The following is a 23600-nucleotide window of genomic DNA, read 5'->3' on the forward strand; positions in this document are numbered from 1 at the left end:
ATTGGGGAAAAGCAAAATTTGGGTCAACGACTTAGCGCTTCATTAGGGATGGGATGCGAGAAGGACATCAGCAAGAGAGGTCCGTCATGTCCGCCAAGCGCAAACTCGATCATTCAGACGCCCAAGCCGCGCCGGAAGAGGTGCGCGAGACGGCGAAAACCGAGCGGAACTCAGCGACAACTGTGGGTAAAGCTGACCTGGAAAGCGATACCCAGCCGGCACCCTCTCCAGCGCGGGTCCTGCAGGAGCAACTGCACGAGTCGATCTCCAGCGAGAAACAGCGCGCACCCGCCATGGATATCGGCCGCGTCCTGGCGGCGTCATCCGGCATCACTGCCATCATGGGTGTCTTCTTCTTCTCTGGGTTGTGGTGATACCCGGCTGGCCTTCGTGCCTCAAATCGCTATGGTTCGGGCCGATCCAGTAAGTTCAAGGGGATAAAAAGCATGGGAATTCGCAAGGCTGTCTTGCCAGTGGCAGGTCATGGAACACGTGTACTTCCGGCCACAAAGTCGATTCCAAAAGAGTTGATGCCCGTCGTGGACCAGCCTGCGCTGCAATACGTTGTCGATGAAGCGATTGAGGCCGGAATCGAGCATCTCGTATTTGTCACCGGGCGCGGAAAAGGTGCCATTGAAGACTATTTCGATCACGCCTTCGAGCTTGAGGAATCCCTCGCCGCAAAGGCATCGAAAGCCGACATTCTGAAAGATGTTCAGCGCACCCGGCTTCCCGCCGGCGCGGCCAGCTTTACCCGCCAGCAGGCGCCTCTGGGTCTCGGCCATGCGGTCTGGTGTGCCAAGGATATTGTGGGCAATGAACCCTTCGCTGTGCTCCTGCCGGACGTGATCGTTCGCGCCAAACCCTCCTGTCTCGCACAGATGGTCGAAGCCTTTGACAAGACCGGCGGCAACATCGTCGCCGTCGACCCTGTACCGGAGGAGCGTGTTTCGTCTTATGGCGTGATTGCGCCGAAAAACCGTGATGGCCGCCTCATCGAGATGAGCGGTATGGTGGAAAAGCCGCCGCGCGAGGATGCGCCGTCAAATCTCAAGATCACCGGACGCTACATCCTCCGCCCCGAAATCTTCGGTCTGCTTGAAGACCAGGGCAAAGGTGCCGGCGGCGAGATCCAGCTCACTGACGCCATGGTCCGCCTGATGGAAACACAGCAATTCTTTGCCTATGAGTTTGATGGCGAAGAGTTCGATTGCGGCTCCAAAGCCGGCTATTTCGAAGCGGTCGTCGCCCACGCGCTAAAGCATCCGGAAACGGCTGACGAAGCGCGTCGCATTCTCGCAAAATACAGCGATGACAGCTGACGATAACAGCGTTTCGCTTTCGCCTTCACGGTACCGGGGGTATACGCTTCGGCGTGAGGAGCGAGCATGAAGTATCTTGTCACCGGCGTCGCCGGTTTTATCGGATCGAGTATCGCTCAGGCCCTGCTTGATGACGGACATGAAATTGTCGGCCTCGACAATCTCAATGCTTATTACGATGTGGCGCTAAAGCAGGAACGACTGCACCGGTTGCAGTCAAACGACGCCTTTCGCTTTCACAAGATGAATATCGCCGACCATGAGTCGCTGCTGGCGCTGCCAGACCGCGACTCGATTGACCGTGTCATTCACCTGGCAGCGCAGGCCGGTGTGCGATACTCGCTCGAAAACCCCTTTGCTTACGCTGAATCGAACATGACCGGGCACCTCGCCGTGCTTGAGTTCTGCCGCAGGGCGGCCAAGGCACCTCTGCTGATTTATGCATCGTCGAGCTCTGTTTACGGTGACGATGCAGTCGCGCCATTCAGTGAAGACGCAAATGTCGACCGGCCGGTTTCCCTCTATGCGGCGACCAAGCGCGCGGATGAGCTGATGAGCCAGGCCTACGCCAAGCTGTATGATATCCGACAGATCGGTGTGCGGTTTTTCACCGTCTACGGCCCTTGGGGCCGTCCCGACATGGCCTACTGGTCGTTTACCGACCGGATTTTGCGCGGTGAAACGATCCGCGTCTTCAATGGCGGCAAGATGAAGCGCGACTTCACTTTTATTTCGGACGCCATTGCTGGTCTGAAGGCAATCGCGACGAAGCGCGCCACTTTCGTGGAGGGTGAGCTCGCTCACAAGCTCTACAATATCGGTCACAACCAGCCTGTGACCCTGATGGATTTTATCTCCACAATCGAAGAGTCGACCGGTCAGAAAGCCAGAATGGCGCTTGAACCGATGCAGCCTGGCGATGTCACGGAAACCTGCGCCGATATATCTCGCATGCAGTCAGATTACGGTTACGAACCCGCAGTCAGCCTGAAAGAGGGGATCGGCCAGTTCGTTGACTGGTTCACGACGCAACGTGTGGCTGCTGGCCCGGCGATGCGGCGGTTCTGAGCGTCGAGGCGAGTGATGAGAAGACCCACTTCGACCACGGTTCTTGAAGCCTATGGGCGGCTAAAAGGGCGCGTGCGCCGAACACCCGTTCTTCGCAACGAAGCTCTGGACGAATTGGCTGGGGCCAAGCTGTATATCAAGTGCGAGAACTTGCAGCTCACAGGCAGCTTCAAAATTCGCGGTGCCACGAACCGGCTTCTCCAGATCCCGAAAGAGGGCAGGGCGGCTGGCGTTGTGGCGTTTTCTTCAGGCAACCACGCGCAGGGCGTGGCGCGTGCGGCAAAGCTGCTCGGAATGCCGGCCCTTATTGTGATGCCATCTGATGCGCCGGGCGTAAAAATCGACGGGGTGCGGGCTGACGGCGCAGACATTCATCTTTACGACCGCGATACAGAAAGCCGGGAGGCCATAGCCGAACGCATTGCCGACGAACGCGGCGCTGTACTCGTGCCGAGTTTTGACGACCCTTTCATCGTCGAGGGACAGGGCAGCTGCGGTGCAGAGTTTGCCGAGCAAATCGCTGAATCGGGCGACGCTCTCGATCACATTATCTGCTGTGCCGGTGGCGGCGGACTGATTACGGGATTGGCGCTTGGCTATAAGGCATCAGACCCGTCCACGAAAATCTGGACTGCTGAACCCGAGGCGCATGACGATTGGCGTCGGTCGCTGGCAAGCGGCGAAAAACAGGTGAATGCGCCAGGCACCCGTTCGATTTGCGATGCCATCCTGACACCGTCGCCGGGTGAGCTGACCTGGGCCCTCGGTAAAGAGCTTCTCGCGGGTGGGTGCGCCGTTTCCGACGATCATATCCGTGATGCCATGCGCCAGGCTTTCAGGCATCTGAAACTGGTTGTTGAGCCGGGCGGTGCCGCGGCGCTGGCCTCCGCGCTTCATGACCTACCGTCTGAAGCGAAAGGCAAGAATGTTGGGGTTGTGTTCTCGGGCGGGAATGTCGATCCGGCGCAGTTTGCCGGGATCATCTCTGGCTAGTTCTCGCCGGTTTGCATCCGGTTTCCTCAGCCGACTTCCCGGCGCAAGCTGGGATCAATGGCGGCTGGTTGAGAGGTGCCCACTCCAGCCGCCACGAGCCCCACCTTTCGATGGGGAAGCGGACAATTGGAAGCGTTTTAATTCTCCTTGAGAATCCGGGCCTTGTCGCGTTGCCAGTCGCGCTTTTTCGCGGTTTCACGCTTGTCGGGAGCGCGTTTACCGGTCGCGACGCCGATCAGGAGTTTCGCGATACCGCGCTCGTTGAAATAGAGTTTCAGCGGCACGATCGTGCGGCCAGCGCGCTCAACGGCTTGGGCCAGCCGCGCTACTTCGCGCTTTGAGACCAGCAGTTTCCGGCGGCGTTTCGGTTCGTGATTGAACTGGTTTGCGCCTTCATAAGGCGGGAAATCCGAATTCACGAGCCATAACTCGCCATCTTCAACGGCGGCGTAGGACTCGGCGATATTCGCGCGGCCATTGCGCAGGGATTTCACCTCGCTGCCGGCCAGCACAAGGCCAGCCTCCAGCGTGTCCTCGACATGATAGTCGAAGCGCGAGCGCCTGTTCTCGGCCACGAGGCCATCGCTGCGGCCCTTTATCTGGTTCTTCTTGGACATGCCTGACTATATAAGGCCTGCGATTTCCATTGCAGCGTCAATTTTCGCACGAGCTGCTTCATCCGGGCCCACAATAGGCAGCCGCGTTGAAGCCTCACACAGACCAAGACGCGACAAAGCGTATTTGGCGGGGCCTGGCGATGGCGAGCTGAACAGGGCCTTGTGAAGCGCAATGAACCTGGTCTCGATCGCCCGAGCAGCGTCGAGGTCTCCATTGTCGACAGCTGTGTGAAGCTGCGCCATCTGCTCAGGCGCCACATTGGCAGTTACCGATATGCACCCGGTGCCGCCCATTGCGCGGTGGCCCAATGTCAGTGGATCGTCGCCGCAAATCTGGACGAACTGCTCACCACCCAGGCCCGCCGCGTGGAGACTGACGCGGGCGAGATCGCCTGCAGCGTCCTTGATGCCAACGATATTGGGGTGTTTGCCGAGCCGGACGACCGTGTCGGGAAGCAGATCAGAGACCGTGCGGCCGGGGACATTGTACAGAATGATCGGCATGGCGACCGAGTCAGCGATTTTTCTGAAATGCGCCTCAAGACCTGCTTGATCGGGTCTGTTATAGTACGGGCACACACAGAGGACGGCATCTGCGCCAACCTCTTTAGCGTGTTCGACGAGGCCGATGGCTTCGTGTGTTGAATTGGACCCAGCGCCGGCGATGACGGGAATGCGCCCGGCGGCCACTTCGATGCAAAGCGTGACCACTTCGCGGTGTTCAGTGTGGGTTAGCGTTGCTGACTCACCGGTCGTGCCACAAGGGACGAGAGCGCCCGCGCCGCCATCGATCTGGCGTTCGACGAGATCGGCAAATGCCTTCCGGTCTACGGCCCCATTCTTGAATGGTGTGACAAGGGCAGGAATGGATCCATGGAACATCGTAATATTGCCGCGATTTATATGTTGAACACTTGAGAAGGAATCGATGTCATCGTGTTTGGCACGGCGGCACCTTTAAGGAAACAGGCAGGGCTTTATGCGCGTTAGCACATCAAGGGCAACTCTTGCAGCAGCAATGCTTGCTGCAATTACAGCAGGTAGCTCGGCCGCCATACCGACAGCGCCCAGCTTGAAGCCGGATATGGTTGCAGCATCCAACGTCGTTTCGACCACGGATGCAGGCATTCTGCGCCGCGCGATCGATGCGGTTGATAGCGGTAGCTGGTCGACGGTGCGTTCACTCGAAGCGCAGGCCCGGGATGAAACAGTGCGCCAGCTGATTCTCTGGTATCGGGGCCGCGGCGACATTCAAATGTCCTTCGACGAGTTGAACGGCCTGCTCAGCACACAGGGTGATTGGCCGCGGATGCGAAGCGTCCAGGTTCGCGCTGAAGAGGCCATCAGTCTGTCAGCGCTCAACAATGAGCAGCGAATTGCATGGTTTGAGAAGCAGGGTGGACCGATTTCCGGATCCGGACGCCTCGCATTGGCGGACGCCTATCGCCGGACAGGCCAGACCGACAAGGCTGTCGAGACCATCCGCGACGCCTGGCACGGCAACACGCTGGACTCCAGCGAAACCTCGACCGTGCTGGCGACCTATGGTGGCAACCTGACCCAGGAAGACCATCAAAAGCGCGCCGACTTCCTGATGTGGACGGCGCAGCACACCGCTGCGCGCAGGCTCATGCCATATCTGAACGCCGACTGGACGCGGCTCACCGAGGCGCGAATTCGCCTTCAGTCGCGGGCGCGCGGGGTCGATGCGGCAGTGGATGCCGTCCCCGCCAGCCTGCAGAACCATCCTGGTATGCTGTACGACCGGGCAAAGTGGCGCCGGCGCGCAAGGCAGGATGAAAGTGCCTATGTCCCGCTTCTCACGCAAATAAACGGCGCTGACGTCCCACCAGCGGGGCGCGATAATCTTTGGGGTGAGCGAAACCTAGCCATTCGCACCGCCCTGAAAGAGCGCCAGTTCCAGACCGCTTATGCGCTAGCCGCCCCGCACGGAATGAGCGACGGAACCGACTTCGCGGAAGCCGAATGGATTTCCGGCTGGATCGCGCTGCGGCACCTCAATCAGCCTGCCCGGGCGCTCGGTCACTTCCAGACGCTCGCTGAGAACGTCTCGACGCCAATCAGCCTCGCCCGCGCATTCTATTGGGAGGGCAGGGCGCATGAAGCGCTGAATGATGCGGACGCAGCCAAGGTGGCTTACGAAGAAGCGGCCAAGTACCCGTTCGTCTATTACGGGCAACTGGCGGCCGAAAAGGTCGGCAAGGCGCAGCTGTACCTTCAGGCGCAGTCGGAAATTACCGACACCGAACGTGAGGCTTTCAACCAGCGCCCCTTGGTTCGCGCCTTGAAGCTTCTGGCCGAAAATGGCGAGTCCGGTGAATTCCGGCAATTTGCCTACCATCTCGATGATTTGCTCGACAGCGAGGCAGACTATTTGCTGCTGTCTGATCTGGCCTCGGATTATTTGTACGCCGATATCGGCGTTCGGGGGGCCAAGGCAGGCCTGGCCAAGGGGATCGTGGCAACCGAGGCGGCATTCCCGGTTCCGGACTATCAGCTCCTTCGCGAGCCTCGCGTCGAACGCGCAATGATGTACGCCCTGTCGCGCCAGGAGAGCGAAATGAACCCGTCGGCTGTGTCTCATGCGAATGCGCGCGGGCTGATGCAGTTCGTACCGCGTACCGCGCAGGCAGAAGCGCGCAGCATGGGGCTGCCCTTCAAGACCTCATGGCTGACTGACGATCCAGGCTACAACATGACATTGGGCGGGGCGCACCTCGATACCCTGCTGAACCAGTTCAATGGCAGCTACATCATGACGGCGGCGGCTTATAATGCCGGCGCGTCGCGTCCAAAACGCTGGGTGCAGGAATATGGCGACCCCCGGACTGGCGAAGTCGATCCGATTGACTGGGTCGAGTTCATTCCGTTCTCTGAAACCCGCAACTATGTCCAGCGTGTGCTTGAGAACACGCAGGTGTACCGCCAGCGCCTGTCGCAGGAGAGCGTCGACATCCAGCTCAGCTCTGACCTTCATCGCGGCCGGATGTGGAATTCACTGCCATCCGCCAATTAGCGGCCGTCGCCAATACGGCGCGCAAACGAAAAGGCCACCCGAAACGGGTGGCCTCCGTGAGCCGGATGGGCTCTGAATCCTGGCCAGATCAAGTCTGACCCTTAGTCAGTGCTAGCGCACAGAGAGAGGCTGCTCTCCAAGGCTACCAGCACGAACGGATCCAATTCCCGCTCCTGGTTTCTCACTAGACATTGGATCACCTCCTTTCAGCTGTTGAAAACAAAGCACTGACCGCGAAAGGGTCGCGTGCAGGTCAATTAAAACATGACTCGGGCCTAATGGAAGATGAACAAAGAAAAAGCCCGGCAACAAAATGTCGCCAGGCTGGATTTTAATCGGTCTGTTTCTGCCGCTGACTTATTGCGCCATGATGCCGACAGCGAGGCCGATAATGGCACCCGTTGCTACCGATGCCAGGACGGCGTCGCCATTGTAGCCGTCGCGAACCCAGTGATGGCCGTGCGGCGGGCGGTACAGGCCATAGCGGTCATAGTCGCGAATGATCACCGTGCGCGGGCCATAGGAATAGTAGCCGCCGATCGTATAGCGCGGATGGTAATAGCCCGAATTGTAGTGGAAGGAGATACCCGGGCGCGGGCGGTAATAGCTTGGTGTGGTGTAGTAATAGCGGTTCACCACGCGTGGTGCGCGATAGTGGTAATTGTTATGACGGCGATAATTGCGGCCGCGATCCCAGTCGCGATGATGGTTGCGTCCACGGTCCCAACCACGATTGTTGTGATGGCGGCCACGGTCCCAGCCGCGGTCGTTGTGATGACGTCCGCGGTCCCAGCCTCGGTGTCCACGGTCGCCGCGGTGTCCGCGATCACCGCGATCATAGTGCCCGCCCCGGTCGCCACGTCCGCGATCATCGGCGGCGGCAACGGGAGCAAGTGTTGCAAACGCCAGGGCGCCTGCTGCGCCTATGCGCGAAATAATAGACAAGAGAGCCATTCAAGCCTCCATTCAGAATTGACCGGAACTCCGGCAGATTGCTGGTTCCTGACGCGAAACCTTCGCACAATATTATTGGTGCAAGCTTGAACCCTAGCTGAACAGACCCTTCATCATGACAGCCTCGCAAGATTTGAAAATAAATGACGAAATATCAGTGCCTTACTGGGAGCTTGTCGAAACCTTCACAAGATCCTCCGGGCCGGGCGGACAGAGTGTGAACAAGGTTTCAAGCGCGGTCCAGCTGCGGTGGAACGTCGATGCGTCTTCGATTCCGCCAGCCGTGAAGGCGCGATTCCACCGTCTCTGGAAAAACCGGATTACCAAAGACGGTGAGGTTATCGTCGACGCCAGCGAGCACCGATCGCAGCCGCGAAACCGCGATGCCGCGAGGGAACGTTTGACGCAGATGATCCGGAAGGCGACACAAAAGAAGAAGCGCCGAATTCCGACTCGGCCCGGGCGCGGTGCGATTGAGCGGCGTATCAAAGCCAAGAAAGAGCTCGGCGAGAAGAAAGCGCTCCGCGAAAAAATAAAAAAGAGAGACTTATGAGCGTCAGAGAAATGCTGGATTTTAGCGACAAGAATGTGCTCGTCGTCGGCGGATCAAGCGGGATCGGGAACGGCATTGCGCAAGCCTTCCGGGAGGCCGGCGCCGATGTCACGGTCTGGGGGACTCGAAAAACAGCCGAAGACTATGCGGGCGTAAAAGGCTCAGACCTGTCGGGCCTTGATTATGTTCAGGTCGATGTCGCCAACCGTGATGAGGTCGACCAGGCTACAGCAAAAATCTCTGCGCTTGATGTCCTCGTCCTCTGCCAGGGGATTGTGCGTTACAATCGCGAGGAATTTGAACGCCCTGGCTGGGACGCCGTGATGGATGTGAACATCAACAGTGTGATGGACGTGGCGCGGAATCTGAAGCTTCCGCTGATATCATCTAAGGGCAGTGTCATTATCGTCAGCTCTGTTGCGGGATTTGGCGCTACGATCGGGACGCCTGCCTACTCAGCCTCAAAGCATGCTGCCGTCGGGCTGACGAAGACGCTTGGCGCTGCCTGGGCAGGGGAGGGTATCCGCGTCAACGGTCTTGCTCCGGGCCTGGTCGAGACCAAGCTGACGCATGTCACGACAAAAAATGAGAAGCGCCTGTCCGGGTCTCTGCGAGCGATCCCTCAAGGCAGGCTTGGCACGCCGCAAGACATGGCAGGCGTCGCGCTCTTCCTGGCGTCACCGCTGGCAAGTTATGTGACAGGCCAGACCATCATTGCTGATGGCGGCCTGACACTCTGACCTCTTGCTCTATTGAACGACCGAACAGGCGACCCGGCCGCCGGCGCCGCCGATGGGCTGGGTGAGATGATCGTCGCGACCCTCATGGATAATGATGGCACCCCCATCATCGTCGAGCACGTCTGAGATCGATATGATGTCAGTAAAGGTCTCGTAATGGACCGAACCATCTTCGAACGCGTAGAGGTTCGGCAGATCGCCTGGCTCTGGCCCGTCCGGATTGAGCAGGCCATGGCCGCCTTCAGACTTGCCGACATGACCGCCGGATTCTTTGTACTCGCCGGTGTCGGAGCAGTCTCCTGTCTGGTGGAAGTGGATAGCATGCCAGCCCGGCTCCAGACCGCCTTCATCGACTGAGACTTCCATCACAATGCCGTTTGGCCCTTCGATCATGTTGATTGATCCAATTGTGGAGCCGTCATCGCCGAGCAGGTCGCCCGTGGCGCGCATCATGGACGGAAGGGATTCATTGCCGGTCGTGTCTGGTGCTATTTCGATCTCTTCGCCAGCGGGTTCAGAGGGGGCTGCCTCTTCCTCCTGCGCCGTGGATGCTTGCTGTGAGCAGGCAAACAGGATGGAAAAGGTTGCAACTGTAGAAGCAAGAGCGAGTGCGCGTGACATGGGGAACTCCTTCGATATCTTTCTGCGGACCAAAATCGATCGGTAATCTACCGAACGCGCAGCAATCGCCGCACGTTCCAATGAGGATAAAATAGTGACCGGAAAGAACAGGGCGGACAAGGTGCTGGTCAGCCTCGGCCATTATGACAGCCGAGCGTCTGCGCAGGCCGCGATCCTTGCCGGATGCGTTGAAGTGAACGGTGAGCCCGTGCTGAAGGCGTCACAGCAGATCTCGCCATCGGACCGCATTGTTGCGTCTGCGCCCCATCCATGGGTATCCCGTGGAGGGGTGAAACTGGCCCATGCGCTCGACGTGTTCGAGGTCGATCCGACTGGCCGACACTGCCTGGATGTTGGGGCATCCACAGGTGGGTTCACCGATGTGCTCCTGTCGCGCGGTGCGAAGTCGGTCGTGGCTGTGGATGTCGGACGCGGACAACTTCACGAAAAGATTGCGGGCGATGCGCGTGTGACGTCGCTGGAAGGGACGGATGCAAGGGCGCTGACGGGCGACATGCTGGGCGAGCCGCCGTCTCTGATCGTCTGCGATGCGAGTTTCATCGCGTTGGAGAAGCTGCTGGGCGTGCCGCTCTCGCTGGCGGCGGAGGAGGCCGAGCTGGTCTGCCTGTTCAAGCCGCAATTCCAGGTCGGGCGGGCGCATGTCGGGAAGGGCGGACTTGTCAGCGATGCGGTGGCGGCGGCGCGGGCGGAGGAGGCTTTCTGTGTCTCGCTGGCGGAGCAGGGGTGGCGCGTGGCAGGCCGCACCGGCAGCCCGATCCGAGGCGGGGACGGGAATGCCGAGCGGCTGGTCTACGGTGAGCGCAGGATTGACTGAAATATTGGCTCATCAAGAGATCGTTCTTCGCCCCTCACCCCTTCGAAAAAATCTTCGCCGAATGTTCCCTGGAATGCCTGCGCGCACCTGTGAAAACCTCGTTGCCCGCTACGCCGGCAAGACCGCAACTTCTGCCTATTCAACCAGGTTTCTATATTCGATTGCCGCAGCGCACATCCGCCACGAATTGACGGATTATGACAAACTTCTTCGCGTCCATAGGCTGTCTTCACTGGAGGCCAGGCGGAGCGTTCAGCCGGAAGTCGATGACTATCTAGCTACGTGGAGAATGGGGCCGCCTCCTCCACGCATTGACCCTGGTTTCATTTCCAATCAGAGACCGCGGCGATCCCCAAATCGGTCGCTTATCGGCCGACTTAGACGCGTCGCGACCAAACTGGCTGTCAAAATCAGGGTCCGTCAACCTTGGTGACGGGGGTGGCTGTAATGAACAACTTTGTCAGCCCGCCGGCCCCCTGCGCGGGCTGTTTTCGCGGCGCGAGAGGAAGGCGAGGCGTTCGAAGAGCGCGACGTCCTGTTCGTTCTTAAGGAGCGCGCCGTGTAGCGGTGGGGTGAGCTTGTCCGGATCGTTCTCCTTCATGGTCTCAAGATCGACATCCTCATTCATGAGGAGCTTGAGCCAGTCGAGCAATTCTGAGGTAGACGGCTTCTTCTTCATGCCCGGCACTTCGCGCATGGAATAGAAGGTCGTCAGTGCCTCTTTCACCAGTTTCTGTTTGATCCCCGGATAGTGGACCTCGATGATTTCCTGCATCGTCTGCTCATCAGGGAATTTGATGAAGTGGAAGAAACAGCGGCGCAGGAAGGCGTCCGGCAATTCCTTTTCATTGTTCGACGTGATGATCACGATCGGCCGCTGGACGGCTTTCACGGTCTGATCGGTCTCGTAGACATAGAACTCCATCCGGTCGAGCTCCTGCAGGAGGTCGTTCGGGAATTCGATATCAGCTTTATCGATCTCGTCGATCAGAAGGATCGGACGCTCTTCGGAGGTGAAAGCCTCCCACAGCTTGCCCTTCTTGATGTAATTGGCGACGTCCTTGGCGCGCTCATCGCCCATCTGACCATCGCGGAGGCGGCTGACAGCGTCGTATTCGTAAAGGCCTTGTTGCGCCTTGGTCGTCGATTTGATGTGCCACTCGATCAGTGGAACGCCGAGCGCTTTGGCGACTTCGATCGCGAGGACGGTCTTGCCGGTTCCAGGTTCACCCTTCACCAGCAGTGGGCGTTCCAGAGCAATGGCGGCGTTGACGGCCACTCTCAAATCTTCTGTTGCAACGTAATCCTGGGTGCCTTCAAAGCGCATTCGGGTCTCCAATACTTTTATCAGTACTGATGATAAGCATGGCGATGGGCAGGGCAACCTTCGCCTGTCCATGCCTCTGCGTCAATTCGTACAGATTAAAAATGCAAGCTCGTATTAACCAATGAGATGTTTACTTAACGGGCTGATTCGGTAGGAAATATCCGGGGGGGAGGGCAAAATGCCTCTCAAGCTGTCACTCAAGCCGGCCGAAGCTGTGGTCGTGAATGGAGCGGTTATCCGTAATGGAGAGCGCCGTAGCACCCTCCTGCTTGAAACAAAGGCCCGCATATTGCGAGAACGAGATGTCATGTTTCCTGAAGAAGTAAACACCAATTTTGAAGCCGCTTATTTCGCGGTCATGCAGATGTATCTGACCGGTGAAACCGATGGGCCGCTCTATGATGCGTGTGTTGTGGCGCTCGCGAATATTGTCCGTGATGCGCCGACAGAAGAACTGCAGGAAGAGATCATGATGATCAGCCGGTTTGTGGCGTCGGGCCAGCTCTACCGAGCGATCGGCGCCTGCCGCAAACTGGAACGAGAACTCCCTACACCGGATTTGCGCGATGAATAGCGTCATGCCTCGACAGCCCGTATCGCTTGACGGTCAAGTTCTGTCGCTGGACGAGGCGATTGCACTTCTGGAGTCCGGCAAGGCCGACACATCCATCCGGATCGACTTTGGCGGCGGCGTCATTGGACAGCCCGAAGATCAAAGCGATCTAGACGGCCTGCTACAGCGGGCTCGCGGCGTCCGCCTGATCAAGATGATCGCTGACGGTGACGCCATCGAAAGTGCGCAGCACCTGCGTTCTGGCAAGCCAGCCTTGCATCCGCTTGTGGAAGAGATACTGGACGCGCTCAGGCAGTCCGACTAAGGCGCGGGCCATGACCGGCGACCTTTTTTCCATTTTCACCGCATCTTTTGTCACATTCTTCGTTCTGATCGATGCGCTTGGCGTTGCGCCAATCTTCGCGTCCCTCACGGCGCGCGGCAACGCTGCCTATCGCCGCCGTATGGCTGTGCGATCGATCTTTGTCGCAACCTTGATCATTTTCGGCTTCGCTTTCTTCGGCGCGTGGTTGCTGGACCAGCTGCACATAACAATCGACGCCTTTCGTGCGGCTGGCGGCGTATTGTTGTTCCTCATCGCGCTCGACATGGTTTTCGAAAAGCGCACAGAGCGCCGCGAATCCCGCGCGGATGAATATCTGGAGGAGCATGAAGAGCCCGACGATGTCTCGGTGTTTCCGATCGGCATTCCCATGCTTGCCGGGCCGGGGTCCATCGCAACAGCCATGCTTTTCATGACACAGGCGGTTGAGTGGAGCCACAAAGCCATGGTGCTTTCAGCGATTGCCCTGAACATGTTGGTCTGCCTGGTCGTTTTCCTGCTTGCGACGCCATTGGTCCGCGCGATGGGCGAGAGCGTCGCTGGTGCCATCACGCGAATTTTCGGTGTTATTCTGGCCGCACTGTCGACTCAGCTGATCATTGACGGGATTATCGGCGCGTTCGGAATTTCCGTTCCGGCAGGCTAGCGTCGGTAATGGCGCACGGGACGCGCATTGCTGACCGCCGACAGGGCCGTCCAGCCCAGCGCAAGGGCAAGTCCGGCAATCGCCATTAGCTGCAAGGTCAGTTCGATCGACCATTTGATGCCAATTTGGGCAAGCCCGATGACCTTCGGACCGATCTGTTTTGTCAGAGCCACGGCCCTGTCGCCGCCAGCTTCGGCGATGAGTTGCAGCTTGCGCACGTCTTCTGGGGATTCGGCTGTCTCAAGCAGGGTAACGGCGCCGGCCGGACTGGTCAGCGACGAAATCCGCGCGATGGCGCGCAGATCCCGCTGCAGGCGGTTGAGGCCTTCCTGATCGATGGATGCTTCATAGGCCTGCAGAACCTGGTCTTCGAGCTGGCTCATCGGGGCGACTGCCGACAACGCATTCCTGACAGCGGCGAGTGTGGTGTCTGCTGGCATGGCGCGCTCTATCCTGCCTTCAAGATATTCTGAATAGTCCACGGTCAGTCTGTTTGCACGACTGGCAGCGCGCAAGACTGAGGTGGCGGCGGCATAGGTGTCGGCCTGGTCATCTTCACTGACCTTGATGAGGCTGATCGCGCTAAGGCGGAGGAGCAGGCTATTCACCGACTCGTTGTTGACCCAGCGCTGTGAGCGGCGAACCAGATCAGTTCGGTCGCCAACCATGGAAAATGTAGCGCTGCGCGGCGCATCGGTCAGCGTCGGTTCGGCCTCTGCTGTTGTGTCAGCCTCGTCCGGGCCATCTGTCACTTCTGCGCCTTCGGGGGCCGCTTCCGTATCGTCTTCAGCAGGCGGAATTTCGGTCTCTTCACCGGCGACGACTGGCTGCTCCTCGCCAACCTGGGGGCTCATGTCGACGCGCGGCGGTTCAATCGCTCTCTGATAGCTGGCGCGAACCTCATTGGGCAGGAAGAGCAGGGCGGCTTTGGTGAGGCGCTGATCCTGCGAGCCTGACTCCTCGGCGTCAGCTGCTGCAAGGATGGCGCGGGAATCATCGCGTTCCAGCATCACAGGCGCCGCTAGCAGGTAACCGCGTGCAGCCGAGAAGTCGCGCGACCCAAGTTCCCGTGCGATCTGATCGGCCCAAAAGGCGCGGGCGACATTGCCTTTGGGGACAATGGTCTGGAAGGCAGCATCGATTTCCTTGCGGGTTTCGTTTCGAGCCTGGATATCCGGGACGTCGCCAACGCTTTCAGCGGTATAGGCATTTGTCAGAACGCGCGTGCCGAGAACGACGAGCAGCAGGAGAAGACTGTTGAATAGCAAGGCCTGACGCCATGTGCCGTTGCGATCTTTATCCCTGCGTTTTCGAATTCGGGCCATACGGGACCTGGGTTTGAAGCTATACAGCGCGCTCGCGAGCACGGCGATTCTTATACGGCACGGCAGGCCGGTGGATAGCAAGCCTGCGAATACATTCCAGCAGCATCAATATGATGAAAGTGTCGGTTTATTGGCCGATTCACGCCGCAATCTTATGAGACACGACCCGGCACGCAAAATGCATTCCGCAATTGCGCATGACGGCGACACGCAGTATAGGCCCGCCGTGTGAGAGGGAGTAAAGGCTATGTCTGATTCTACGATCGACGACTACGTCCCCAGCGATGATGAGGAGTTCATGAACTCCCGTCAGCAGGCGTTTTTCCGCGCTCGCCTGGAGCAATGGAAAACCGATATTCTTAACGGGACGAAATCCACCATCAACAATCTGCAGGAAGAATCCAGCAACCTTCCTGACCTGGTGGACCGCGCCTCTTCAGAGAGCGACAAGGCGCTTGAACTGCGCACCCGTGACCGCCAGCGCAAGCTGATCGCCAAGATCGATGCAGCGCTGCGCCGTATCGATGAAGGCACTTATGGCTATTGCGACGAGACCGGAGAGCCGATCAATCTGCGCCGTCTCGAAGCGCGTCCGACCGCGACGCTGAGCCTGGAGGCACAAGAGCGCCACGAGCGTAAGGAACGCACCGTTCGCGACGATTGAACTTAAGCCTAGCTGAAAATCAAAACGGCAGGGGTCACGAAGACCTCTGCCGTTTTTTATCACCCAACGCCCGGCGGTTATGTGTGCCGATCCGTTGAGAGCAATGTGCCACGTGAATCCGAATCAAACCTTATCGGTTCGTTTCTGACAGATTAAACTTGGTGTGGCTTGGTTAACACAATCGGCTGATCGATTAGGGTTTGACCGCAATTTTAATGCGGAAAAACTGATTCTGTATGCGACGGACTCCGAAATACTAACGTCTCATTAACCAGCGCGGCACCAGAATGACCATCGAAGCTGACAGGGCAGACATGCAGAACGCAGTGAAAGACACTTCAGGTGACTGGTCCATGTCTGAACGGCGTGAGCGCGCCGTTATGCGCGACCTGACTGAAGCCTATCGCAAACCACGCCCGGTGGATGATGAAGGCTTCAAGCTGCCGACGACACGCGGCATCCTCTCCAAAGCTGAAATCGAAGCTTTGCTGCGTCCAAACCTGCCAAAGATCAATGACAGTGAAGCCGCGCCTGAAAGCCCTGCACCGGTTAAGTTTGACGCCGATTTCGGTACGCAGCCATCCGGCCCGGACGAAGACGCCCGGCAGATCGCGGCGCGATTGTCGCTGCTGTTTGGCCATGTCGCCGGGTTGAAGGCCGCGGTTCGAGCTGAAGCCAGCCATCCGGCCTGTTCGCTTGAATCAGAACTCAAAACGCAGGCAGGACAGTCTGCTGCCTTTGCCTGCTTTGCGCCCGAAGATGGCGATGTCGCGCATGTCCTGGCGATTCCGGGTCGTTTGGCCGAGCAACTTGTGTCCTTTGCCTGCGGAGGACGCGGGAGTGCTGATGCAGGCGGCCGGACGCTCAGCGCGATCGATTGTGCGCTTCTGGAGCAGCTTGTCGCGCCGCTCAGCAAGGCCTTTGCGCCTGATTGCCGCTTGGTCTGCATAGAGACGGATGCTGCTTACACGGCATCAATCGTGGCGGACGATAAAGCCCACCATCGCGCTTTCTCGGTGGAGATGGAAACGGGGGCCGCCAGCCTCGATCTGTTTTCCATCGCCAAGCTGCGCCTGGCCGGAAAGCCTCAAGTGAATGCACCCGCGAACAAGCCGCCCATGACGGCTTTGCTGACAGCGAGAATCGCATCGCTCAGCGTGTCTGTCAGCCGACTGGCGCAGATGAAGCCGGGCGACACGTTGCTGCTTGGCCTGCCTGCGGATCAGCCGGTTGAGCTCCTCTCGGGAGGGCGTGACGGGGTGCCTGCTTTCGAAGGCGAGATCGGCCGCAAAGGTGATCGAATGGCTGTCCGCGTGAGCCGCGCTCGCAATTAGAGCGGGGCGTCACGCGCCTTGGCGACTAGTGGTCGTCGCCTTTCGCTTCCCGCACGACCCGCAGCTCTGCTTCACGTTGCGCCCAAAGCCGCTTCTGGAAGTTTGTAGAGATGATGTCTGTGATAACCAGAACTCCAACCACCAGGTAGAAGCTGGACTTTGACATCGCATCGATCGGGAATGTGAAGATGTGCATGTGGGCGAGGTGGGCACCTTCGGTGACCAGCAGCACGCCGACCAGGAACAGGATAAACAGCCCGAGCACTTCGTACATCCGGTTTCGATGCAGGAAGTCGGCGACATAGTCGGCCATCAGCATCATCGCGATTCCGGAAGCAATGATAGCAACCGTCATGATCGTCACCTGATACCGCGTTTCCGTAACACCATCGACCGTCTCTTTCACATTCGCGATCGCCATCGCTGACAGGATCGAGTCGAACGAGAAGACGAGGTTCATGGCAACGATCAGCAGGATCGCCTGCGTCACGGATTTCTTTTTGCCGTCCTTGGAGTGACCGAAGTCATCCACCGTCAGCAAGTGCGTGATTTCCTTGATGGCCGTGTAGATGATGAACCCGCCGCCAATCAGCGTGACCAAGGATTGCAAGGTGAACTCGCCGTCCAGAACCTTGGGAATCGCGATTGAAAACAGGGGCTCTGCCAGGAGGCCGAAGAGGCTGACGATGATCACCAGCAAGACCACTCTGAACAACATGGCGAGGCCGATGCCCCAGCGTCTCACCATCGGAGCTTTGTCACCGACGCGCTTGGACTCGATCGCGATATAGAGGAGATTGTCGAAGCCGAGGACAGCCTGCAACAAGAGCAGCATCAGGAAAGTGAAAAATCCGCTCAGCGTGAAAAGATCGCCAAATATTTCCGGCATGCCTGCCCCCTGAGTTCAATTCCATTCGCTATAATTCTTTTGTCGGGACTTGCCCTCACATGCAAGCGGTCAGCTTGGTCTATCGTCCCCACCGCGCCTTGCGGCCTCTTCCATCGACGTGAACGAATGGGCCGTGAACGGCATTGGATCCGTAACTACCCAGACCACCAGCGGAAACGTCGCCTTTTGAGAACAACTCATCGGCATAGTCAAAGAAGAAGTTGGCATCCTCCTTGTTGAGGGCGCCGTCGCGGTTCACGTCATCCATGATGCCATCTTTGGGAGAGACGTCGACATAGACGTCAGTGGCGTCACCATACATGTGCCGCGACAGCTTCGCCGAACCGATTGCCGTATTGTAGAAGGGGGTGCGGTAGCCGCTCATCACAAAGAACGTGTCAGCATCGGTGATGCCATCCTCATTGAGAGCCGCGAGCAAATGTTCCAGCCGGTCGAGATTATCGCTCGATATCAGCAGGTATTTAGGCCAGTGATCCGGCTGCTGCTTGCAGAGAAACTGCCCGATGCGAAAGCTGGGTGAAACATTCACATCACCATAGCCTTCATCGAGCCGGATAAAGCCTTTTGGTTCATTTTCCGGATATTGGCCGATGCGATAGCCATTCAGACGCCCATCAGCGTCGATCCTGCTCGACGGTTCCAGGACAAAGAGCGCAAGGTCCGCGACGACATCGCCTGAGCGGGTTCGAAATTCGAGATCGTAGATGCCTGGTTGGTCTGGTGCTGTCAGGCTGCCATCGCTGTCAACGCTACTGTCGTCCAGGAAGGGCTGAAGCCGGGACGCACCGTCATACGAAATCGTATCGCCTGGCATCGCCATGACGTGCCACTGCGAATAGGGTAACGCCTCTCCATTGATCTGGAGAGGCGTCTCCGCTTCAGTTGCGCCGCCAGCCGCTGCCGCGATCTTCCAAACGGCGGCGAGTACGATCAGTTTCAGCATCGTTTATCCTTGATTGTTCTGAGCGGTCGTAATCGGCTCTTCGGCTTCGTAAAGAGGCGCAAATTTCTCAACCTGCTTGATGCCTTCCGTGCGATCATAGATGTCGCGCCAGAAATTGACGGTGCCATCATCATTTACCGTGACGGTCATATAGGTGATGTGGACAGGGATTCTCGACGCGAACTCGAAGCGTTCATGGAGATTGTCTTCGACGGCGTCCTCGAGAACTTCCGGATTGGCTTCGGCATCGCCTTCGGCAAGCCATTTCGCCATTTCTGTCGGATTTTCAAGGCGTACGCAGCCAGAGCTGAATGCGCGTTCGGCTTTGTCGAACAGGCTGACGCTTGGCGTGCCGTGCAGATAAACCGAGTACTGGTTCGGGAACATGATCTTCAGTTCGCCGAGTGCATTGTTCGAACCAGACTGTTGGACCAGGCGGTATTTCTCGGCTGAAGAGGGGTCATTCCAGTTCACGGAATAGGCGCTGACCTCTTCACCCGTTGCCCGGTCATAGATCTTGAAGTTGCCGCGTTGGGCATAGCCTGGATCACGTTGGAGCTTTGGCAGCTTGTCGCGTTTCACGATGCTGACCGGCGCGTACCAGTTTGGATTGGCGACCACATATTCGATCTCGTCATTGAAGATCGGCGTCTCACGGCTTTCCATGCCGACAATCGTTTTCATCGCGATTTCACGACGACCGTTCTTCCAGCCTTCCGCTGTATATGACGGGATGTTGGCCCACACGTATTTTTTATCGACAGCCCCCTGATGGCGCCAGCGATCCAGAGAGTCGGCAATGCGTGCGATCTTGGAGTCGACGCTTTCATTCATCGCCGCCAGCGTGGACGGTCCGACCACACCGTCTGGCTCGATGCCCTGACGGGTCTGGAATTCTTTCACGGCGTTGACGAGCTTTTCGTCATAGATTTCAGGATTGACCTCCTTTTCGACGCTTTCCGCGTCGAGCACGTTCACTTCGGAGGCCGCAGCAACGGGTTCAGCCGGGGCATCCGGATTGGATCCAGCCTTGATCGCTGACGCAACAAGCGTGATGAGCGAGCGCTCGGAGTCATAGCCTTCAGCAGCAAGCCGCTGCCGGATCGCTGGGATGCGAGCGTCGGTATCACCCGCCTCGATAACGTCGCCATCGGGGATCGCAAGCCAACCACCATCGGCTCTAATCTCTCGATACTGGGCGAGTGCATCTATCAGCTTGTTGTACTGTGGGTAATCAGGCTCATAGGATTCCAGAGCTGATTTCACTTTGCCCTTGCCGGCCTCAATCAGGTTTTCTGGCAGAGCAGAATACGTCGCTGCATCAATCTCGGAGGAGTCAGCTTCGCCTTCGTCAGTCATGCCGCCGCTTATGGCTGCCGCCATACGAAGCCATGCTGCTGACAGCGCCAGGTCCGCTTCTGCGCGTTCGGCGTCGTCTTCTGATTCAAAACGCTTGGATATCAGGGTCTGGAGATTGGCATCGAGGACGTCGTTCCTGGTCAGGCCATATTCAAAGAGATTGCGTGAAAAGGACTTCAGTGCCTTCGCACCGTCTTCCGTCCAGATGGGTTCAAACATGGTCTGGGCATAGGCCCGGCGTGCGCCTTCAATGACGCTGGCATGCACGTCGCTACCCAGCTCATTTTCGATCCAGTCGTCCATGACGGCCGTCTCAATCGCTCTGGGCAGCGGGGCCTGGACGGAGGCACCGACCATTGCAGCTTGCTCAGCCTTGGCAATCGTTGGGACTGTGGGGTCAGTCGCGCTCTGCTGGGCCAGCGCGATCGGCGAAACTGTTGCAATGAGAGCAGTTAGCAGGATCGGTTTCATGATATCCTCGAATGACTTTCTGTTGGCACTGAAACGGAGGACACCACCTTCTTGTTCCGCCTGATGCGCTGTAATGGCGGTGATGGCCGACCAGAAAGCCTTGCAGGGTGGGCAAAATTCAGTGTGCGGATGAGCCCGCCACAGGGAGCTTTCGCGCTGACCGGAGCATGGCGAGCCGCAGGCTAAGGCGCGCAGCTCATGTGAATCCCTCTGAAATTTTATGGATTCGATTAACAGCGCTTTTGGATTGATTAACCTTTCCGGTCGACAAATGCCTGCAACAAACAGTGATCGAATCCCGGGCGTGCGCGCGCTTCCGGAGTGGTGTAGAATAAACGAATCGACGCAAACGCAGAACGCTTGAACGCGGCGATAGGAGTAAGGCTTTCATGACGGCATCAGGCAGCAAGCAGGACAATCTTGATATCGCCGCTGACGAGACGATCCTGTCGGAGCAGCCGATGAGTCGGCTCGACCTCCTGCAACTCGCATTCTGGGGCTGCCTTCTGATTGCTGTGGCTGCTGCTTCGGTTGCGATTGCCTGGCCTGACGCTGTTGGCGGTACCGGACCGGTCTTGCTGATCTCCATGGCCGCTGGCGGCATGGTGTTCCTGCTTTGGGTGCTAAAAGGGGCGGGCCGCCGCCTTGGTCTTTTCCCGGACAAGGGAGCGGCCGCTGAAGCCATCAATGCCGCAACCCCGCGTTTTGGATGGATTGAGTCGCTGGACGAAGCGGTCCTGATCGCAGATCAGGGCGGAGCTCCGATTTCCGCCAATGAACCCTATCGTGATTTGACGCGTATCGCGCTTACCGGCCAGCAGGATTCTGCCGGTCCGGTAACGGTTGATCGCATTTTCAGCGCGAGCCCTGGACTGGCCGCGCCGGTATTCAGGCTTTCCAAGGCGGCAAAGGCATGTGAGACACACCGCGAAGTCCTGCCCGCCATGACGATTGGCGCCGATTCGCTGCCGGTGCAGTACGAAGTGTCGGTTGCGCCGCTGCCGCGCAGCCGCGTGCTCTGGCGTTTGCGCCGCATCAATGGTGCGGAGGCCGCGACCGGCGCAGCAGACATGAAAGCGCTTTACGTCGAAGATGCCCCGCTTGGCTTCTTCGCTGCCAAGCCTGATGGCACCATCACCTATGCGAATGGTTGGCTGCGCGAGATGATCGGCCTGCCTGAGACAGCAAAGAATGTCCGCTTGGACGACATCATGCGCCCAGAGTTCGTGAAGATGCTGGCGCGAGACAAGAAATCTGGTGCGCCGGGACGCGCAAACATCATGCTTCGCACGCGCGATGGTGTCGAAATGCCGGTTCAGACCATGACAACATGGTCCGGCAAGGGCGTCGAGGCTCAGGGGCGGACTGTCGTCGTCGCAAACAGCCAGTCACAGCTTGCAGGCGAGGGGCGTTTTCTCGCCGCGTCTGCCAGCCGGCCGGCTCGCCCGGATGGCGACCCAATGTTCGACGATGCGCCATTCGGTGCCGTTCGTCTCGAAGGCAATTCGGTAGAAGCCGCCATCATCCTGGATGCCAACAAGGCGCTGCTTGAAATGGCTGAAGGGCGCTCTGCCCCCGGCACCAAATTCTCCGACCTGTTCGTCGATGAAGGCACAGGCTCTGACAGCCTTGCTTCCAAGCTCGTTGATGCCATCGACAAGCCCGTCGGCCTGAAACTGGCCGGTGATGAGCCTAAGTCCGTCAACGTGTTCGTGACGCTCGACAATGTTGGGCAGCCATCGGTCGCCTACATCATCGACATGACAGAGCAGAAAGAGCTCGAACTGCGTCTCGCTCAAGGCGAGAAAATGCAAGCGATCGGCCAGCTTGCAGGCGGCGTCGCGCATGACTTCAACAATGTGCTGACCGGCATCATGCTCAACAATGATGACCTGATGACGCGTCACCCGGTTGGCGATCCATCCTATGAGAACCTGAAATCCATTCATGAGTTCTCGGTCCGCGCGAAAGACCTCGTCCATATGCTGCTCGCCTATGCGCGCCAGCAGACGTTCAAGCGCGAAGTCTTCAACGTCACCGACTTCCTGTCCGAGTTCAGTATTCTGCTGCGTCAGATTCTCGACGAGCGGATTGAGTTCGACACGCTGCATGGTCGCAACCTGCCTTACATCAAGGCCGACAAGAACCAGCTCGAGACCGCGATCATCAACCTTGTGACCAATGCCCGCGACGCGATGCTGCTATCAGGCCAAACCGGAGGAAAGCTGACCATCCGCACCTCTCGCGCAACGGCAGAAGACGCGCACAAGCATGGGTTCAACTATGTCGAGGACGGTGAGTATCTCCTCGTCGAAGTGATCGATAACGGCCACGGTATTCCTGCCAATATTCTCGACAAGATTTTCCAACCCTTCTTCACGACGAAAGATGTCGGCGTGGGCACAGGTCTCGGCCTCGCCACAGTTTACGGCATCATCAAACAGTCAGAAGGCTATGTCTGTCCGATTTCCAAAGTCGGCAAAGGGACGACTTTCCAGATTTACCTGCCCGCGCTCAAGGCAGACGAGATTCCGGTTCCTGAGATTGTCGGCCCTGAAGAAGAAGCCGTCGACCACCGCCCGGTCGACATTTCGGGCCGCGGCCGCATCCTGCTGGTTGAAGATGAGAAGGGCGTCCGCGATATTGCTGTGATGCATCTCATTTCTCGCGGCTATGAAGTCATGTCTGCTCAGGATGGCGAAGAGGCGCTGGAAATTCTCCAAGATGAATCCGGATCTTTCGATCTCGTGATCTCCGACGTGGTCATGCCGGGCATGGACGGGCCGACCCTCATTCGCGAAGCCAAAGAGTACCTTGGTGATGCACGCGTGATCTTTATTTCCGGCTATGCCGAGCGTGATCTGGCCAAGAAGCTCGATGATGACCGTGAAGTGTCCTTCCTGCCGAAGCCCTTCAGCGTTCGCCAGCTTGCCGAACGCGTGAAGCAGCAGCTCGGCGTTCGTAAGGAGCGCGAAGCGGCTTAGT

The 23600-nt window shown here is 58.2% G+C and carries 23 protein-coding genes; 14 read left to right on the forward strand and 9 right to left on the reverse strand.

Features of this window, described 5'->3' with window-relative positions; translation table 11 throughout:
• Window positions 1–86 precede the first annotated feature (86 nt).
• The 4 genes from WNY37_RS08415 to WNY37_RS08430 all read left to right on the forward strand — a co-directional run bounded on the left by WNY37_RS08415 (window position 87) and on the right by WNY37_RS08430 (window position 3383).
• Window positions 87–374 carry a hypothetical protein gene (locus tag WNY37_RS08415; RefSeq protein ID WP_342973021.1) on the forward strand — a complete coding sequence of 96 codons (288 nt, stop codon included), beginning with the start codon at window positions 87–89 and terminating at the stop codon, window positions 372–374.
• A gap of 72 nt (window positions 375–446) precedes the next feature.
• Window positions 447–1322 (forward strand): UTP--glucose-1-phosphate uridylyltransferase GalU, encoded by an 876-nt coding sequence (gene galU, locus WNY37_RS08420; RefSeq protein WP_342973022.1) that lies wholly within the window; start codon window positions 447–449, stop codon window positions 1320–1322.
• A 66-nt stretch (window positions 1323–1388) separates the two neighbouring features.
• Window positions 1389–2390 (forward strand): NAD-dependent epimerase/dehydratase family protein, encoded by a 1002-nt coding sequence (locus WNY37_RS08425; protein ID WP_342973023.1) that lies wholly within the window; start codon window positions 1389–1391, stop codon window positions 2388–2390.
• 15 nt (window positions 2391–2405) lie between these two features.
• Window positions 2406–3383 carry a threonine/serine dehydratase gene (locus tag WNY37_RS08430; RefSeq protein ID WP_342973024.1) on the forward strand — a complete coding sequence of 326 codons (978 nt, stop codon included), beginning with the start codon at window positions 2406–2408 and terminating at the stop codon, window positions 3381–3383.
• A 137-nt stretch (window positions 3384–3520) separates the two neighbouring features.
• On the opposite strand, the gene smpB is transcribed toward WNY37_RS08430, so the two are convergent.
• Window positions 3521–4000 carry an SsrA-binding protein SmpB gene (smpB, locus tag WNY37_RS08435; protein ID WP_342973025.1) on the reverse strand — a complete coding sequence of 160 codons (480 nt, stop codon included), beginning with the start codon at window positions 3998–4000 and terminating at the stop codon, window positions 3521–3523.
• Window positions 4001–4006: 6 nt separating this feature from the next.
• A complete protein-coding gene (dapA, locus tag WNY37_RS08440; RefSeq protein ID WP_342973026.1) occupies window positions 4007–4882 on the reverse strand; it encodes a 4-hydroxy-tetrahydrodipicolinate synthase in 876 nt (291 codons plus the stop codon).
• Window positions 4883–5084: 202 nt separating this feature from the next.
• On the opposite strand from dapA, the gene WNY37_RS08445 reads away from it, so the two are divergent.
• Window positions 5085–7037, forward strand: a complete 1953-nt coding sequence (locus WNY37_RS08445; RefSeq protein WP_342973027.1) for a lytic transglycosylase domain-containing protein — start codon at window positions 5085–5087, stop codon at window positions 7035–7037.
• A gap of 357 nt (window positions 7038–7394) precedes the next feature.
• On the opposite strand, the gene WNY37_RS08450 is transcribed toward WNY37_RS08445, so the two are convergent.
• The gene (locus WNY37_RS08450; RefSeq protein ID WP_342973028.1) at window positions 7395–7991 is read right to left on the reverse strand and encodes an RcnB family protein; all 597 of its coding nucleotides are present in this window, start codon (window positions 7989–7991) and stop codon (window positions 7395–7397) included.
• A gap of 115 nt (window positions 7992–8106) precedes the next feature.
• On the opposite strand from WNY37_RS08450, the gene arfB reads away from it, so the two are divergent.
• Window positions 8107–8544: an alternative ribosome rescue aminoacyl-tRNA hydrolase ArfB gene (gene arfB / locus WNY37_RS08455; RefSeq protein WP_342973029.1), complete on the forward strand. Its 438-nt coding sequence runs from the start codon at window positions 8107–8109 to the stop codon at window positions 8542–8544.
• Complete coding sequence (locus WNY37_RS08460; protein WP_342973030.1) at window positions 8541–9284, forward strand: SDR family oxidoreductase; 744 nt, start codon at window positions 8541–8543, stop codon at window positions 9282–9284. Before arfB ends, WNY37_RS08460 begins: the two co-directional genes overlap by 4 nt.
• A gap of 9 nt (window positions 9285–9293) precedes the next feature.
• Here the strand turns inward: WNY37_RS08460 and WNY37_RS08465 are convergent, their stop codons facing one another.
• Window positions 9294–9905 (reverse strand): superoxide dismutase family protein, encoded by a 612-nt coding sequence (locus tag WNY37_RS08465; protein WP_342973031.1) that lies wholly within the window; start codon window positions 9903–9905, stop codon window positions 9294–9296.
• A 94-nt stretch (window positions 9906–9999) separates the two neighbouring features.
• On the opposite strand from WNY37_RS08465, the gene WNY37_RS08470 reads away from it, so the two are divergent.
• A complete protein-coding gene (locus WNY37_RS08470) occupies window positions 10000–10740 on the forward strand; it encodes a TlyA family RNA methyltransferase (protein WP_342973032.1) in 741 nt (246 codons plus the stop codon).
• 460 nt (window positions 10741–11200) lie between these two features.
• Here WNY37_RS08470 and WNY37_RS08475 read toward each other — a convergent pair whose 3' ends face one another.
• Entirely contained in the window at window positions 11201–12067 is an 867-nt protein-coding gene (locus WNY37_RS08475; RefSeq protein WP_342973033.1) for a MoxR family ATPase, read from the reverse strand.
• A gap of 178 nt (window positions 12068–12245) precedes the next feature.
• Between WNY37_RS08475 and WNY37_RS08480 the strand changes: the two genes are divergently transcribed.
• Genes WNY37_RS08480 through WNY37_RS08490 form a run of 3 tightly spaced genes read left to right on the forward strand, consistent with a single transcriptional unit; the run spans window position 12246 to window position 13609 of the window.
• The gene (locus WNY37_RS08480) at window positions 12246–12641 is read left to right on the forward strand and encodes a flagellar biosynthesis repressor FlbT (protein ID WP_342973034.1); all 396 of its coding nucleotides are present in this window, start codon (window positions 12246–12248) and stop codon (window positions 12639–12641) included.
• 4 nt (window positions 12642–12645) lie between these two features.
• The gene (locus tag WNY37_RS08485; protein ID WP_342973035.1) at window positions 12646–12945 is read left to right on the forward strand and encodes a hypothetical protein; all 300 of its coding nucleotides are present in this window, start codon (window positions 12646–12648) and stop codon (window positions 12943–12945) included.
• A 10-nt stretch (window positions 12946–12955) separates the two neighbouring features.
• On the forward strand, window positions 12956–13609 hold the full coding sequence (locus WNY37_RS08490; RefSeq protein WP_342973036.1) for a MarC family protein: 654 nt from the start codon (window positions 12956–12958) through the stop codon (window positions 13607–13609).
• Here the strand turns inward: WNY37_RS08490 and WNY37_RS08495 are convergent.
• A complete protein-coding gene (locus WNY37_RS08495; RefSeq protein WP_342973037.1) occupies window positions 13606–14877 on the reverse strand; it encodes a hypothetical protein in 1272 nt (423 codons plus the stop codon). The two genes, WNY37_RS08490 and WNY37_RS08495, sit on opposite strands and share 4 nt — an antisense overlap.
• A gap of 304 nt (window positions 14878–15181) precedes the next feature.
• Between WNY37_RS08495 and dksA the strand changes: the two genes are divergently transcribed.
• Entirely contained in the window at window positions 15182–15598 is a 417-nt protein-coding gene (gene dksA / locus WNY37_RS08500; RefSeq protein ID WP_342973038.1) for an RNA polymerase-binding protein DksA, read from the forward strand.
• Between the two features lie 287 nt (window positions 15599–15885).
• Window positions 15886–16932, forward strand: a complete 1047-nt coding sequence (locus WNY37_RS08505) for a FliM/FliN family flagellar motor switch protein (RefSeq protein WP_342973039.1) — start codon at window positions 15886–15888, stop codon at window positions 16930–16932.
• A 25-nt stretch (window positions 16933–16957) separates the two neighbouring features.
• Here WNY37_RS08505 and WNY37_RS08510 read toward each other — a convergent pair whose 3' ends face one another.
• The 3 genes from WNY37_RS08510 to WNY37_RS08520 all read right to left on the reverse strand — a co-directional run bounded on the left by WNY37_RS08510 (window position 16958) and on the right by WNY37_RS08520 (window position 20615).
• Window positions 16958–17821: a tellurium resistance protein TerC gene (locus tag WNY37_RS08510; protein WP_342973040.1), complete on the reverse strand. Its 864-nt coding sequence runs from the start codon at window positions 17819–17821 to the stop codon at window positions 16958–16960.
• 79 nt (window positions 17822–17900) lie between these two features.
• The gene (locus WNY37_RS08515) at window positions 17901–18785 is read right to left on the reverse strand and encodes a D-Ala-D-Ala carboxypeptidase family metallohydrolase (protein ID WP_342973041.1); all 885 of its coding nucleotides are present in this window, start codon (window positions 18783–18785) and stop codon (window positions 17901–17903) included.
• A 3-nt stretch (window positions 18786–18788) separates the two neighbouring features.
• The gene (locus tag WNY37_RS08520) at window positions 18789–20615 is read right to left on the reverse strand and encodes a L,D-transpeptidase family protein (RefSeq protein WP_342973042.1); all 1827 of its coding nucleotides are present in this window, start codon (window positions 20613–20615) and stop codon (window positions 18789–18791) included.
• 389 nt (window positions 20616–21004) lie between these two features.
• Here WNY37_RS08520 and WNY37_RS08525 point away from each other — a divergent pair, with 389 nt between their 5' ends.
• Window positions 21005–23599, forward strand: coding sequence for a response regulator (locus WNY37_RS08525; RefSeq protein ID WP_342973043.1), 2595 nt, complete (start codon window positions 21005–21007; stop codon window positions 23597–23599).
• Window position 23600: the final 1 nt, after the last annotated feature.

It is taken from the genome of Henriciella sp. AS95 (assembly GCF_038900055.1).
Lineage (GTDB): Bacteria > Pseudomonadota > Alphaproteobacteria > Caulobacterales > Hyphomonadaceae > Henriciella.